This window comes from Halovalidus salilacus, from assembly GCF_031852275.1.
Taxonomy (GTDB): domain Archaea; phylum Halobacteriota; class Halobacteria; order Halobacteriales; family Natrialbaceae; genus Halovalidus; species Halovalidus salilacus.
Genome location: NZ_CP134700.1, coordinates 2402262 through 2416852 on the forward strand (window position 1 = coordinate 2402262; position 14591 = coordinate 2416852).

General features: G+C 69.2%; 8 protein-coding genes. 4 read left to right on the top strand and 4 right to left on the bottom strand.

The annotated features are described in order from the left end of the window. Positions 1-190 precede the first annotated feature (190 nt). A complete protein-coding gene (gene glmS / locus RJT68_RS11935; protein WP_407036785.1) occupies positions 191-2005 on the bottom strand; it encodes a glutamine--fructose-6-phosphate transaminase (isomerizing) in 1815 nt (604 codons plus the stop codon). Positions 2006-2763: 758 nt separating this feature from the next. On the opposite strand from glmS, the gene RJT68_RS11940 reads away from it, so the two are divergent. Beyond that, positions 2764-4854 (top strand): cation:proton antiporter domain-containing protein, encoded by a 2091-nt coding sequence (locus tag RJT68_RS11940; protein ID WP_407036786.1) that lies wholly within the window; start codon positions 2764-2766, stop codon positions 4852-4854. Positions 4855-4940: 86 nt separating this feature from the next. On the opposite strand, the gene RJT68_RS11945 is transcribed toward RJT68_RS11940, so the two are convergent. After that, positions 4941-5723, bottom strand: a complete 783-nt coding sequence (locus tag RJT68_RS11945; RefSeq protein ID WP_407036787.1) for a helix-turn-helix domain-containing protein — start codon at positions 5721-5723, stop codon at positions 4941-4943. Between the two features lie 348 nt (positions 5724-6071). After that, entirely contained in the window at positions 6072-9383 is a 3312-nt protein-coding gene (locus tag RJT68_RS11950; protein WP_407036788.1) for a bacterio-opsin activator domain-containing protein, read from the bottom strand. Positions 9384-9749: 366 nt separating this feature from the next. On the opposite strand from RJT68_RS11950, the gene RJT68_RS11955 reads away from it, so the two are divergent. Both RJT68_RS11955 and RJT68_RS11960 read left to right on the top strand, forming a co-directional pair. Next, positions 9750-10961: a DUF7350 domain-containing protein gene (locus RJT68_RS11955; protein WP_407036789.1), complete on the top strand. Its 1212-nt coding sequence runs from the start codon at positions 9750-9752 to the stop codon at positions 10959-10961. 275 nt (positions 10962-11236) lie between these two features. After that, complete coding sequence (locus RJT68_RS11960) at positions 11237-11419, top strand: hypothetical protein (protein ID WP_407036790.1); 183 nt, start codon at positions 11237-11239, stop codon at positions 11417-11419. Positions 11420-11476: 57 nt separating this feature from the next. Here the strand turns inward: RJT68_RS11960 and RJT68_RS11965 are convergent, their stop codons facing one another. After that, positions 11477-12706, bottom strand: a complete 1230-nt coding sequence (locus RJT68_RS11965) for a M24 family metallopeptidase (RefSeq protein ID WP_407036791.1) — start codon at positions 12704-12706, stop codon at positions 11477-11479. A gap of 139 nt (positions 12707-12845) precedes the next feature. Between RJT68_RS11965 and RJT68_RS11970 the strand changes: the two genes are divergently transcribed. Then, positions 12846-14573: an alpha,alpha-trehalose-phosphate synthase (UDP-forming) gene (locus tag RJT68_RS11970; protein WP_407036792.1), complete on the top strand. Its 1728-nt coding sequence runs from the start codon at positions 12846-12848 to the stop codon at positions 14571-14573. Positions 14574-14591: the final 18 nt, after the last annotated feature.

Here is a 14591-nt window from a genome sequence, read left to right on the forward strand (position 1 = left end):
TCGATCGAACGGGGCGCCCCGACTCTCGGGCGGCGGGCAGCGATCACAGATACGTCGACGAACGGGCGTCTGATCCTCGAAGAAAAAACCGTCCGATCCTCGATAAACGAGCGTCTGCTCTTCGAGAGGCGACCAGCGGGCCGGTGGAGGGTGAGCGGCTACCTGCCGGGGAGGGCGTCCGCCCGGCCGATCACTCCACGGTGACGCTCTTGGCCAGGTTTCGCGGCTTGTCGATCGCTCGGTCGAGTCGGTCCGCGGCGTAGTACGCCAGCAGCTGGAGCTGGACGTTCGCGAGCAGGCCCGCCAGGTCCGAATCGACGTCCGGAATCTCGAGGTGGGCGTCGGCGACGAGGGCGGCCTGGTGATCGGGCGGGCAAATTGCGATCACGGGCGCGCCGCGGGTCTGGGCCTCGGCGGCGTTCTTGAGCGTCTTCTCGTCCTCCTCGCCGGTGAAGACGGCGAACACCGGCGTGTCCGGGGTGACCAGCGCGAGGGGGCCGTGTTTGAGCTCGCCCGAGGCGAACCCCTCGGCGTGCTCGTAGGTGATCTCCTTGAACTTCAACGCCCCCTCGAGGGCGACGGGGAAGCCGAGCCCCCGGCCGATGAAGAAGTACGCCCGGCTCCCCTCGTACGTCGCCGCCAGCTCCTCGGCGGTCGTGGTCGCGAGCACCTCCTCGACCCGATCGGGCATCGTCTCGAGGTCCGAAAGCAGGGCCTCGGGGTCGGCACCCGTCTCGCCGCGGACGTCCTGTGCGATCCGTTGACCGAGGAGGACGAGCATGACCGCCTGCGAGGAGAACGTCTTGGTCGCCGCGACGCCGATCTCGGGTCCGGCGCGGATCAACAGCGTCTCGTCGGCCTCGCGGGCGGCGGTCGAGCCGACCACGTTGGTGACCGTCACGGTCTGTGCGCCGGCGTCGCTCGCCTCCCTGAGCGCGCTCAGCGTGTCGGCGGTCTCGCCGCTCTGGGTGACCGCGACGACGAGCGTGTTCTCGTCGACCGGCGGCGCGGAGATGCTGTACTCGTTGGCCAGCAGCGCCCGCGACCGGACGCCGGCCTGGTTGAGCAGCACCGAACCGTACAGGGCGGCGTGGTAGGAGGTCCCGCAGGCGACGAACTGGACGCAGTCGACGTCATCGAACGTCCCCGGTTCGAAGTCGGTCAGGTCGATCCGACCGAGCTCCGGTTCGATCCGTCCCTCGATCGCCTGGGCGAGGGCGGTCGGCTGCTCGTGGATCTCCTTGAGCATGAAGTGCTCGTACTCCCCTTTCCCGGCCTGTTCGGGGTCCCACTCGATCGTTTCGGGGTGGCGCTCCACCGGGTTCCCCTCGAGGTCGGTGAACTCGACGCCGGTCTCGTCGACGATGGCGACGTCGCCGTCCTCTAGGTAGACCACCGTGTCGGTGTACTCGAGGAACGCGGGGACGTCGCTCGCGAGGAAGTACTCGTCGTCCTCCATGCCGACGACCAGCGGGGACCCCCGGCGGGCGGCGTAGAGGACGCGTTCGTCCGCGATCATCGCGGCGACGGCGTAACTTCCCTCGAGTTCGTCGACGGCCCGTCGAAACGCCGACTCGTTGTCGAGACCGCAGTCGAGGTGGTGCTGGATGAGGTGCGGGATGACCTCCGTGTCGGTGTCGCTCGAGAACTCGTGGCCCGACTCGGCGAGTTCCGACTTGAGTTCGGTGTAGTTCTCGATGATGCCGTTGTGGACGACGGCGACGTCCTCGGTGTGGTCCGTGTGCGGGTGGGCGTTCTCGTCGGTCGGCGGACCGTGGGTGCTCCAGCGCGTGTGGCCGATCCCGATGGCACCCTGAAGCGGTTCGTCGGTGATCGACCGTTTCAGCTCCGACACCTTCCCCGATCGCTTCTCGACGTTGATCCCGGTCCCGTTCTTCACGGCGACGCCGGCCGAGTCGTAGCCGCGGTACTCGAGGTTCTCGAGGCCGGTGATGAGCGTTTCGAGGGCGTTTCCTTCGCCCACGCGACCGATAATTCCGCACATTACCGACCCACCTCCGCGTCCGCGGGAAGACGGGTGGTCGAGCGCTGCGAGGGCGACGGGCGGTTTGCGAGCGAACTCTCGTCGGCGGATCCTCTCGAGCGAACGTCGAAGAGAGGCGTCGACTGTAGCACGGCTAATCGCTCGTCCGCGACGGGTAGTCGAAACCGCGAACGGGGAACGGGCATGGGGGTAACCAGCCCCGCTCGACTCATTACTATAGATGGGCTAACGACGACAGTAGTTTCCGTGTAACGTCGATCGTTCGACGTTCGTTCATCTACCTCAACGGATACTGAAATGAACCGTCCGAAGGAAGGATTTCCGATGGAAATTGTAATTCCGGACGCGTTCCTGTGAATAATTCGAATCCCGGCCGAACCGTCCGGAGTATGTCAACCAAACGAGCCTACGTGCCAGCAGGAGGAGTCGGACGCCCGTTCGGTACGTCGAAACGTCTCCGAAAACGAGGAACAACGGCCGGCCGACGAACGCCCGAACGATCGGTCGGTCGACGGCCGTTCGAACTCGGTCGCGATACGACGTGCATACGTCGAAAAATTCGCCGCCTAAACCGCATAAAAGTGGTCAGACATGGATAAAGCGAATCCGAAATCCCACAACTTATTACCCACCCGTCCAACACCACCGGATACGTTCGCTCATCGCGGCGACGACGCTATGAATGCGACACCGTTTGCCGGCATCCCGGCACTGACGATCGTTCGCCGTACCCGGTCCGCCACTCGAGGTGACCGATGATGGTACCGGTAGTGACCGCGCTCGCGGTCGGGGGAACCCTCCTCCTCTCCCGGTTCGAACTCCTGCTCGAAGATCCCGTGTTCGTCTTCACGATCGCGATGGTCGCGTTCCTCGTCGGACCGTTGTTCGTCGAGCGCCTCGGACAGCCGGGAATCGTCGGCCCCGTGCTGATCGGCGCGGTGATCGGCCCCCACGCGCTGGGGATCGTCGAACACTCCGACGCGATCGTCCTCCTCGGCGAGGTCGGCCTGATCTACCTCCTGTTCACCGTCGGCCTCGAGCTGGACCTCCAAGGGTTCAAGGAGGCCCCGGAGAACGCGGCGTTGTTCGGGCTGACGAGCTTCTTCCTGCCGTTTCTCGTCGGAACCGTCGGCACGATGGCGGTCCTCGGGCTCGACCTCTGGGCGGCCCTGCTGCTCTCGTCGGTGTTCGCCTCCCACACGCTGCTCGCCTACCCGATCGTCAACCGACTCGGCGTGACGAAAAACCGGGCCGTTACCGCCGTCTTCGGCGGCATCCTCTTCACCGATACGGTCGCGCTGGCCGTCCTCGCGATCGTCAGCGGGACCGTCCGGGGGGAGCTGTCGGCCTGGCTGATCGTCCAGGTCGTCCTCTCGCTCGCGACCCTCTTCGCCGCGGCCTGGTTCGTCATCCCGCCGATCTCGCGGCGGTTCTTCCAGACCTTCAGCCAGGAGAGCTACTTCGAGTTCCTCTTCGTGATGGTCGCCATCTTCGCCGCGGCGAGCCTCGCCCAACTCCTCGACCTCGCGCCCATCCTCGGCGCGTTCGTCGCCGGACTGGCCCTGAACCGCCTCGTTCCCCGCGGAGGAACGCTCGTGAACCGCATCGAGTTCGTCGGTAACGCCTTCTTTATTCCGTTTTTCCTCCTGCACGTGGGGATGCTCGTCGATCCGGGGGTCGTCCTCGACGGGCCACGGACCCTGCAGGTCGCAGGGTTCGTCATCGGACTCATGCTCGTCACCAAGTACGTCTCGGCCGCCCTCGTCGCCGCGGTCCAGGGGTACACCGCCCACGAACGCGGCGTCACGTTCGGCCTCTCGACCGGGCAGGCCGCCGCCGCCCTCGCGATCACCCTCATCGGCTACGAGCGCCTCGGGCTGTTCGGCGCGGAGATCCTGAATGCCGTCGTCCTCATGGTGCTCGTCACGGCCATCGTCAGCCCGTGGCTCACCGAACGCTACGCGACGCGGCTCGCCCTCGAGCGGGACGTCGAGAGCGACGGCGAGAGCTCGACCGATCCCACCATCCTGCTCCCGCTGTCGCACAACGCCGAACTCCAGCGGCGCCTGCTCGAGTTGGCGTTCGTCCTGAAGGACGACGAGACGACCGAACCGGTCCACGTCCTGACGGTGGTTCAGCCCGGCGGCGACCGGTCGACCGACGAGCAGGTCGCCGCGGTTCGCGAGGAACTCGCCGAGGTAGCGGCCGTCGGCGGCGCGGCGGAGGTGCCGGTGCACACGGAGACGCGGGTCAATCACAACGTCGCCTCCGGCATCAGCCAGGGAGCGATCGAGGTGCAGGCCGACCAGATCTTGATGGGGTGGGACGCCTCCGAGACGTTCGGCCACCGCATCTTCGGCAGCATCATCGACCAGGTGCTCGACCGGACGCCGCTGCCGGTGCTCATCTCCCGACTGGGCCACCCGATCAACACGACCAGGCGGCTCTTCGTGGTCGTTCCCAACGGCGTCGACCACCACGAGGGCTTCTTCGAGGCCGTTCACCTCGTGAAGCGGCTGGCGGCGAGCCTCGGCGTCGGGATGACCGTCTACGTCGTCGAAGGGCGAACTCACCCGTTCGAGCGCCTGTTCGACTTCGTCGAGGAGGAGGCGTCGGCGTCGTTCTACTCGATCACCCGCTGGGACCGCCTCGTCCCGACCCTCGAGTCCCGCACTGACGAGGACGACCTCATCGTCACCATCTCGCCCCGCCGAGGCGACGTCGGCTGGACGTCCGAACTCGACGACCTCCCGGCGCGTCTCGCCGACCTCCCGCCCCACTCGTTCATCACGATCCACCCGCGGCGGGGCGAACCGGAGTACGACCGGCAGTACCTCCGGATCGAGTGAGCCGGGGCGTCGGACCGACCGGCGGCTCGGCGCGACGCGCACGCGTCCGTCAGAAAACCTCGGCCGGAGGATCGAACCGCGACCGATTACGTCAACGAGGCCTCGCAGAGTTCGGCGATCGCCCGCCGGAGGCGCTGGGAGATCGCGGACTTCGAGACGTTCAGGCGGTCGGCGAGTTCGTCCTGGGAGATCCCGCGCGGGACGTCGAAGTACCCCTCTTCGTAGGCGACCGTGAGCAGTTCCTGTTGCTTGGCGGTCAGCGTCACCACGCCGTCCTCGCCGTCGTCGGAGACGCGCAGGTGGTTGACGGAGACGGAGACGTCCCGCTCGCGGCAGTCGTCGTTGAACGCCACCAGCGCCTCCCGGTTCGGGAACCGCAGCTGGACGATCCAGCCGTCCCTCGAGCTCGAGATCTCGAGGACGCGGGCGCCGGCGTCGGCGGTCAGGGGAACGAACGCGATGGCGCGATCGGTGAGCGCGACGCGGTAGACACGTCGATCCGGGTAGCGGTCGACCAGCACCGGGTCGGCGACCGTCGGATCGATCCCGAGGGCGGTCTCGAAGGCGTCGAACGAGTCGCCGTAGGCGGTAACGAACGCGACCGGCTGGCCGGTCCCGAGCGTCGTCCGATACTCCGGGACGAGGGTGACGTCGGGCGCGCGGCGGGTCGTCGGCCGCAGGAGGAGGTCGTCGTGATCGAGGCGGAGTTCGGCGATGACGCCGCCGTCGGCTTGCGATCGGACGCCGGTTCGATCCCGGCCCGCGACGTCCGTCTTCACGCTCTCACCGCCATCCGGCGAGGATGGCGCTCGTAATAACAGCTTACTGGGGACCCTCTCATAACTCGAACCATGCGGCCCCGGACGCATGGTCGTAGGCGCTATAGACCTTCGTGTCGGAACCGCGACTAGCTATAGATATTCATCGGTACGCGGTCGAGACCGTTTTCACGACCGGGAAAGGGAGCATTGACTGGCTTCGACGACCGTGGTTACGACTCGGTTACCGTCGTTTTCAATCCGGTACGTCGGTACTTCGGCCGGCTCGCGGGTCGGGAGGTGGGTTCAGACGGACGGAGACGGGATTCCGGTAGTCGTCGCGTCGCCCGGCACGGCGAGCGTCCGAGATCCTCGGTCCGAGCGGGATGGTCGGCGTGCGAGCGTCGAATAAATAGCTTATTACCCGCCACAGATCGGTCGTCGAGCGGTTGCCAGCGACTACTCGACGGTCGAGCGGTACTCCTCGAACAGCAGCGTGAACAGCTTTCGCTCGGCCGTCCGCAAGTGCCTGGTGAACGTCGGCTGTGAGACCCCGAGCGCCCGGGCGATCTCTTCGCCGGTGCGCTCCCGGGGCCACTCGAAGTAGCCGGCGTAGAAGGTCGCCTCGAGCGTCCGGAGCTGGCGCTCGGTGAGCCGATCGCGCAGTTCGTCGACGAACGACCGCGGCGGCGGCCCCGACGGAACGCGCTCCCGGCGCGCGACGAGTTCGGTCCCCGAGTACGACCGCTCGAGCGCGTCGACGACGGCTCGAACGTCGGCCGACCGCGGGAGTTCGATCGTGAGCCGCACCCGGTGGCCGTCGGGGGCGACGACCCGGACGCGCCCGCCGTGCTCGGCGAGGCGGTCGACGACGGTCGGTCGCGAGAACGCCAATTCGTACGAGCGACGCCCCGATTCGTCCGTGATCCGGCCGATCGACTCGAGTCCCTCGACGGGGGCCCTCGCGTCGTCCGAGTCGGCCGGTCCAATCGACTCGAACGGGTCCGCTCGCTCGTCGTCGACCGACCCCTCGTCACCCTCGTCGGCCGAATCGCCGGGTCGCCCGTCGCTCGAGACCGTGCAGTACACCGTCGATCCATCCGTCGCGCGGGGGACGGCCGCCTGAACCGCGAGTCGCCGCCTCGAACCGCCGACGAGCGAGAGCAGGGGGTCGTCCGGCGAGCAGCGCACCTCGAGTTCGCGCGGGGTCTCGGCGAGGAGGGACCGCCTCGTCTCGGTCGCCGCGAGCGCGTACCCGGCGATCCGGCCGAGGTGGGAGAGGAGGCCGGTCGTCTCCTCGTCGAACGCCGCCGGATCGGCCGCGCAGACGGTTAGCGTCCCGTAGATGACGTCCCCGTGCTCGATCGGAACCGCCGCCACCGAGCGGAATCCCCGCTCGAGCGTCGTTCGGGACCACTCCGTCGGCGTCTCGACGCGCCCGACGTCGTCGACGACGACCGTCGACCGCGTCGCCGCCGCGCGACCCGTCGGAGCCGCCGCGTCGGCCTCGAGCGCGACCGCGACGGCGTCGAGGTACTCCTCGTCGCGCCCGGCGGCCGTCCGCGGGACAACCTCGTCGATCTCGAGCGACGCGTCGCCGATCCACGCCAGATCGACCCACTCGAGGGCGGCGAGGCCCTCACAGAGGGTCCGTTCGATGGTCGCCCTCGCGGTCGACCCCGGTTCGAGCAACGCCCGTTCGAGGTCGCAGATCCCCCGCGTCCGCTCGCGGAGCCGCTCGAGGTCGGCTTTCACGCGCGATCGGTCCCGCCGGCAGGCGCCGAGAGCCGACTCGCAGTCGAAGCGATCGAGCGCGACGCCGGCAAGCGATCCGACTGTCTCTAGGGGGTCGAGGTCGATCGACTCGAACGCGCCGGGCGCGGCCGCGGTCGCGACCACGACCCCGCGTTCCGCGACGGGGACGACGAGCACTCGTTCGGCGTCCACGCCGAGGCGCTCGAGCGCCGGTTCGACGCTCGACCGGTCGAGGATCGTCGGCGACCCGCCCGCGGCGTACTCCTGGAGGGCGGAACCGGACGGGTCGAACGGCCGGAGGTCGGGCCGGGGGAGCGATTCCGGAGTCTCGACGGCCGTCGGAAGCCAGTCGCCGGACGAGTCGTCCGGGTCGAGCCAGCAGAGGAGGTCGGCGTCGACGCGGGCCGACACGGCGTCGACAGCGCGTTCACGGACGGCGCCCGGGCTCTCGGCGGCGAGCAGTCGGTCGATCGACCGGTGGAGCGTCGGCACGCCGACGGTCGCCGTCCGCCGCTCGTCGCGGACGACGCAGAGCGTCCGTTCCGCCGATAGCGGGGTGACGAACACCTCGACGGGCCGGCGCTCCTGCCCGGCCGCGAGCGTTCCGGCGACCGGTTCGGCCCACGTGAACGCGGGCGATCGAGCCCGCGCCCTGATCACGTCGGCGAGCTCGTCGCCGAAGAGCGAGTCCAGCCGCCGTCCGCGCAGGAAGTCGGCGTCGGCGAGTTCGAACAGCGTCGCGTTCGCGAACTCGATCGTCTCACCCTCGAGGACGCAGACGCCGTCCTCGAGCGCGTCCAGGACGTCCTCGAAGCGCTCGAGGCGCCGGCGGAGCGCCGTCGGGGCGTCCGCCTCGGACGTTTCGACGGCGTACACCGCGACGCCGCCCTCCTCGGGAGCGTCCGGCTCGCGGACGTCGCCGTCGCTCTCGTCCGCCTCGTCACCGAACGCGTGCGCGTAGACGGTCAGGCGGCCGTCGATCCGCGGGTAGTCGAGGTCGAACTCGACGAGTGACCCGGTGGAGCGGGCCTCGTAGAGACGCTCGCGGAACTCGCTGACGACCGATTCGGGGAGGAGATTCCAGAAAACGACGCCGGCGAGGTCGTCCGGAGGCCGATCGAACAGCCGGCCCGCGGCGGGGTTCGCCTCGCGGAACTGCCACTTCGATCCCAGGACGAAGAAGGCGTGCTCGAGGCCGTCGATCGCCGCGCGGAGGCCGCCGTCGCGGTCCGGAGGGGCCCGTCCGTCGTCCGCCTCCCCCAGCGTGAGGACGACGCCCTCGAGCGCCGGGTCGGAGAGGCGGTTCTCGATCGTCGCAGAGAACACGCGCCACGTCCCGTCGGCCCGTCGAAGTCGGAGTCGTGCTCGGCGCCGCTCGGCCAGCGTCGACGACGCCACGTCCGAGAACGCCTCCCGGAACGTCGAACGATCGTTCGGGTGCACGATCCGCGTCAACGGGGTCCGCGCGAGCTCGTCGGGCGTCGTCCCCAGTCGAGCGGCCGTCGAAGGCGACGCGTACGAGACCTCGCCCCGCGGGTCGACGAGGAGCACGGTCGCGTCGGACCCCTCGAGCAGCGCCCGGTGCCAGCCGTCGTCGGGTCGCGCGGCGAGTCGGTAGCGGTCGGCGGCGTTCTTCACCCGTCGCGCGATCACCTCGTCGGCGTCGCCGTCGCCGATGACGTCGGTCGCGCCGGCGTCGAGGGCCCGTTCGGCGGCGGGGCCGTCCGCCAGCCCGATGATCGGAAGCGACTCGTCGGCTCGGACGATCGCCTCGACGATCGCGGTCGCCCCCGGACCGTCGCCGCGTCGGTCGCCGTCGCCGGCGTCACAGACGACGCAGTGGACCGTCCGCGACTCGAGGACGTCGAGCGCCTCGGTCGCGGTGGACGCCCGGAGCGTCGATCCGGCCTCGAGGTGGGCCGTCACCGCGGTTTCGACTGCGTCGAGCCGATCCGAGTCGCCGACCGCGAGAACGCGGACGACGTCGCCGATCGGGGTCGCGCTTCCCTCGCTCATCGACGCACCACCCCGCGTGCGGTCGGAGGGACCGGCGGGCAGTCCGGCGAGGCGCGCCGACGATTCTGGCGGTCCCCCTCGTCGATCTGACCCGCGAGCGCCTCGTCGATCGGACTCGGACCCCCCACGATACACCGTTCGCATACCCGTCGGCGTCGGTTAATTACCGGGACCGTATCCCTCGGTAGCAGCCGATTACCGACCGTCGACCGACGGGTTTCGACGCGAGGGCCCGTCTTCGAGCGACGACCCGGGGCGATCGAGCGGTCGAAGCGGCTACACCGACGCGGAACGATGCGTAACTCCACCCCGCCCGTCGATCCGTGAACCGACAGGCGTTTTTCTTTCGCGTCCCAAGGTCGGACGATGAACCGTCGCGGATTTCTCCGGGGAGCGGCCGTCGCGACCGGCGCCGGTAGCTTCGGACTCGCAGGGTGCCTCGAGCAGCTTGGATTCGAAGAGGAGTCGGGGTGGAACACGCCGGCGCTCGTCGACGACCGGCCCGAGAACGCGGTGTACGTTCCCGCCGCCGAGGAGGAGATGGCCAGCTACGGTACCGCGACAGAGGGGCGATACGCCGTCAGGCTCACCTACACGTTCCCGCACCGATTCTGGCTCGTCGGGGACGGCTCGTCGCGGGTGACGAGCGAGGGGACCGAGCGCGTCGAGGTGGAGACGGACGACTCGATGCACCTGATGCTCACCACCTGGGACCGCGAGACGGGCGTCGTCCTCCCCGTCGACGCCTCCATCGACCTCCGACGGGACGGGGAGTCGGTCACCAGGTTCAACCCGTGGCCGATGCTTTCCCAGCGGATGGGCTTTCACTACGGGGACAACGTCTCCCTCCCGGAGGAGGGCGAGTACACCTCCCGAATCCGCGTCGGTCCGGTCTCGGCCGACCGCACGGGCCACCTCGAGGGGGCGCTGGAGGAGTCGGCCGAACTCGAGGTCCCGTTCGAGTACGCCCACTCGAAGGTCACCTCCCTCGGGTTCGATCGGGTCGACCGCGATCGGTGGGGCGAACCGGGCGCGGTCGACCCGATGGACCACGGGCACGACCACGGCGAAGGCGGCGACCACGATCAGGGCGAAAGCGGCGACGGCAGTCACGAGGACCACGGCGATCACGGAAGCGGTGGCGATGGCGAAACCACCCCTCCGGCGATGACCGGTCCGGCCGTCGACGAACTCCCCGGCGAGTCGCTCGGAACCGAGCGCAGCGCCGACGCGGCGATCTCGGCCCTCCGCACGGACCTCGAGCGGTTCGCCGGTGGGGACTCCGATTCGACCGGCGCGTACCTCGCCGTCCTCCCCCGGACGCCGTACAACGACGTCCCGATCCCCTTCACCTCGTTCTCGGCGACGGTCGAGCGCGACGGATCGACCCTCGTCGAGGACGCACGCCTCGAAGAGACGCTCGATCACGAGTTCGGCCACCACTACGGGGTCGGCCTCGAGTCGCTCGAGTCGGGCGACGAGGTGACGGTGTCGATCGACACGCCGCCGGTCGTCTCGCGGCACGACGGGTACGAGACCGCGTTCTTCGAGTTCGAGGACGTGACCTACACCGTCTGACGGCGCTCGGGCGACGATCGAACCGACGGTCGGCGTACCGACTCGACGACGGTTCGAACGGTTGGCCGCCGACGTCGATCGACCGGACGTCGACGGGTGGATCGACCCGCCGTACGTTCCGCCTACCTCCGTAATCGGCGCATCTTTCGCTCGAGCGTATCGTGGAGTCGATCGGTTCGCCGGCAGTCAAGGGCCGACTGCAAGGATCGAAATTCCAACCGAATGCCCGGTACGGTTATTATAACTAACCTCGATATCGCGCTACCGATTACGGCATGTCCAGTTCGAATCAACCGACCGTTCAGATCGGGTGCCCCGAGTGTCAGTCGACCGTGACCGCACCCGTCCCGTCCGGACCGGGGCTCGAGCACCCCGACGAGGGCGGTCCGAACGACCTCCGCGGGACCGAGACGCCGTGTCGGAACTGCGGGCACGAACTCGAACTCTACTACTACTGACCCGGCCGACGCCGCGCCCGCGACGGTCCCCGCCGGCCTCCCGCCGTACGTCGGCGCTCACTCGTCCGAGAGCGGACGCCACCCGCGAGGCGTCTCGTTCAGCCGTCGCGCCCCGTCGTCGGTCACCACCACGAGGTCCTCGATCCGAACGCCGAAGCGCCCCTCGAGGTAGATCCCCGGCTCGACGCTGAACACCATCCCCGGCTCGAGGTCGCGGTCGTTCCCCTCGACGACGTACGGCGCTTCGTGGACCTCGAGGCCGACGCCGTGGCCGGTCCGGTGGACGAACGCGTCGCCGTAACCCGCCTCCTCGATCACCGATCGCGCGACGCGGTCGATCTCGCCGACCGCGACCCCGGGTTCGATCGCGTCGATCGCCGCCTCCTGGGCCTCGCGGACGACCTCGTGGGCGGTCTCGTACGCCGGCGGCGGGTCGCCCCCGAAGACGACGGTTCGCGTCTGATCGCCCGGGTAGTGACCCGTCCCGGTCTGGTACGTGGCGGGGACGAACGCGCCGAAGTCGAGGACGACCGGATCGCCGGGTTCGATCTCGCGGTCGCCGGCGCGGTGGTGGGGCCGGGCCCCGTTCGGCCCGGCGGCGACGATCGTCGGGAAGGCGGGTTCGGTTCCCCCGCCCTCGGCGAGGAGCCGATCGATCTCGGCGGCGAGTTCCGACTCCGTCGTCCCGACGAGCTCGTCTCCGCGGGACCTGAGCTCTAGCGAGACGCGGTCGGCGAGGCGCGCGGCCCGCTCGAGCGCCTCGAGTTCGCGCTCGTCCTTCCGGATTCGCAGCGGCTCGAAGACCTCGCTCGCGAGGCCGTACACGGCGTCCGGACGGACCGACCGGAGGTCGTGGGTGAACCGCGCCCACAGTCGGTCGTCGACGAGAATCCGATCGTCCCCCGGACCGCCGTCGTCCCTCGGACCGCCCCCTTCCGACTCGGCGTCACGGTCGAGCACTTCAGAGAGGACCGACTCGAGGAGGGAGACGACGTCGTCGCCGTCGTCCCAGTGCCTGACGTCCTCGACCCAGCGCACGGCGAGTTCGCCCTCGTACATCGCCGGGGCGACGACGACGGAGTCGCCCGCGCGGGGGAGAAAGAGGAGGAGGTGTCGCTCCGAGGGCTCCTCCTCGAAACCCGTCGCGTACGCGAAGTTCGGACTCGGGCCGCAGACGGCGACGTCCGCGCCGACCGCCTCGAGGCGTCGGCGACAGGCCGCCGCTCGGTCCTCGAACGGATCACCCGGGATCGGCGGGCCACCGTCGATCGACTCGCGATCTGACATACCAGGCGTTCGGCGAGTCGTCACAAGTACGTTCGGTCTCGAGCGTCCGCGACGAGAAGCTGATTCTTCCGGATCCATTAGTGTCACCTGAAATCGCAAGCCGCGATAACACCCGTTCTCCCGGCGTCCCTGTTGGCGAATGCGCGTTCCCGACCAACGGGTAATCGCAACGGACGGGAGTGGCGACGGTTTTCGACGCGGTACCGCGCCACCCCATCGAACCGACGACCGGTCGCGGGCGGAAACGTTCTGTCCCGACTCGCTGATCGTGGTCTCGAACCGGCAGCCGTACCGCCACGAGTACGACTCCGGAGGCGGTTCGACCGACTCCTCCGGCGACGGATCCGGCACCACCCCGGCGAGCGGGTCGAGCGGAGAGCGCTCTGCCGCTTCCGGGTCGGCGGAGTCCGTCGCCCTGTTCGAGGAGGCGGTGGAGGAGTTCACGGTCGACGAGCCGACCGGCGGGCTCACGGCGGGGCTCGATCCGGTGATGCGGCGCGCCAGCGGCACCTGGGTCGCCTGGGGCGACGGCGACGCCGACCGCGCGGTGACCGACGACCGGGGCTGCGTCGCGGTGCCCCCGGGGGAGGAGGCGTACACCCTCAGGCGAGTCTGGCTCTCGGACGAGGACGTCGACTCGTACTACTACGGGTTCAGTAACCGCGTCCTCTGGCCGCTGTGTCACGGGTTCACGGACCTCGTCGAAATCCGACCGAACGATTTCGAGCGTTACTACGACGTCAACCGGCAGTTCGCGGACGCGGTCGCCGACCACGCGACGGCGGACTCGGTGGTCTGGCTCCAGGACTACCACCTCGGCTTCGCGTCGGCGCTCATCCGCGATCGCGTTCCGGGGGCCACGATCGCGCAGTTCTGGCACGTGCCGTGGCCGACGCCGGAGACGTTCGCCCACTTCCCCCGCGGGCGAGATCTCCTCGAGGGCCTGCTCGGCAACGACCTGCTCGGCTTCCACACGAAGCGGTACGCCGACGCGTTCTTGCGCAGCGTCGACCGATTCGTTCCGGACGCCGCCGTCGACTGGAATCGCGGAGTCGTCCGGTACGACGGTCGCGAAACGGCGGTCAACTTCGAGCCGATGGGCGTCGACGCGGCCGCGTTCGATCGCCGTGCGCGCGAAACCGACGGAGAGTGGGAGGAGTTCCGCGAGGCCCACGACGTGCCGCGAGGGTGCGTGATCGGTCTCGGCGTCGACCGCCTCGATTACACCAAGGGGATCCCCGAGCGCCTGGCCGCGGTCGAGCGGTTCTTCGAGCGCAACCCCGGCTGGCGCGAGGAGTTCACGTTCGTCCAGAAGGCGACGCCGTCACGGACGGAGATCCCGACCTACGAGCGCTACGGGGAACTCGTCCGGTCGGAGGTGGCGCGGATCAACGCCCGCTTCGCGACCGACGGGTGGCGACCGATCGTCTACACCGAGGACGTCCTGCCCCAGTCCCAGCTGGGGGCGCTCTACCGCCGGGCGGACGTGATGATCGTCAGCCCGCTGCTCGACGGCATGAACCTGGTCGCCCAGGAGTACGTCGCCTCGAGCGTCGACGGCGACGGCGCGTTGCTCCTGAGCGACCGCGCGGGGGCGCACGAGACGCTCGGGTCGCACGCCTACAGCATCGATCCGCCGTCGACCGATCAGGTCGCCGCCGCGCTCGAGCGGGCGCTCTCGACCCCCCTGGCCGAGCGGCGACGCCGGATGAACGTGCTCCGCCAGCGGGTGTTCGCCGACGACCTCGACGCGTGGATGGAGACCCAGTTCCGGTGGCTACGGCGGTGTCACGAGTCGTCCGCCGACGGGAATCGGGGCGCCGGGGATCGCTCGAGCGACGGCGTACCGGCCGACGAGCCACGATGACCGAGGGCCGAACTCGTT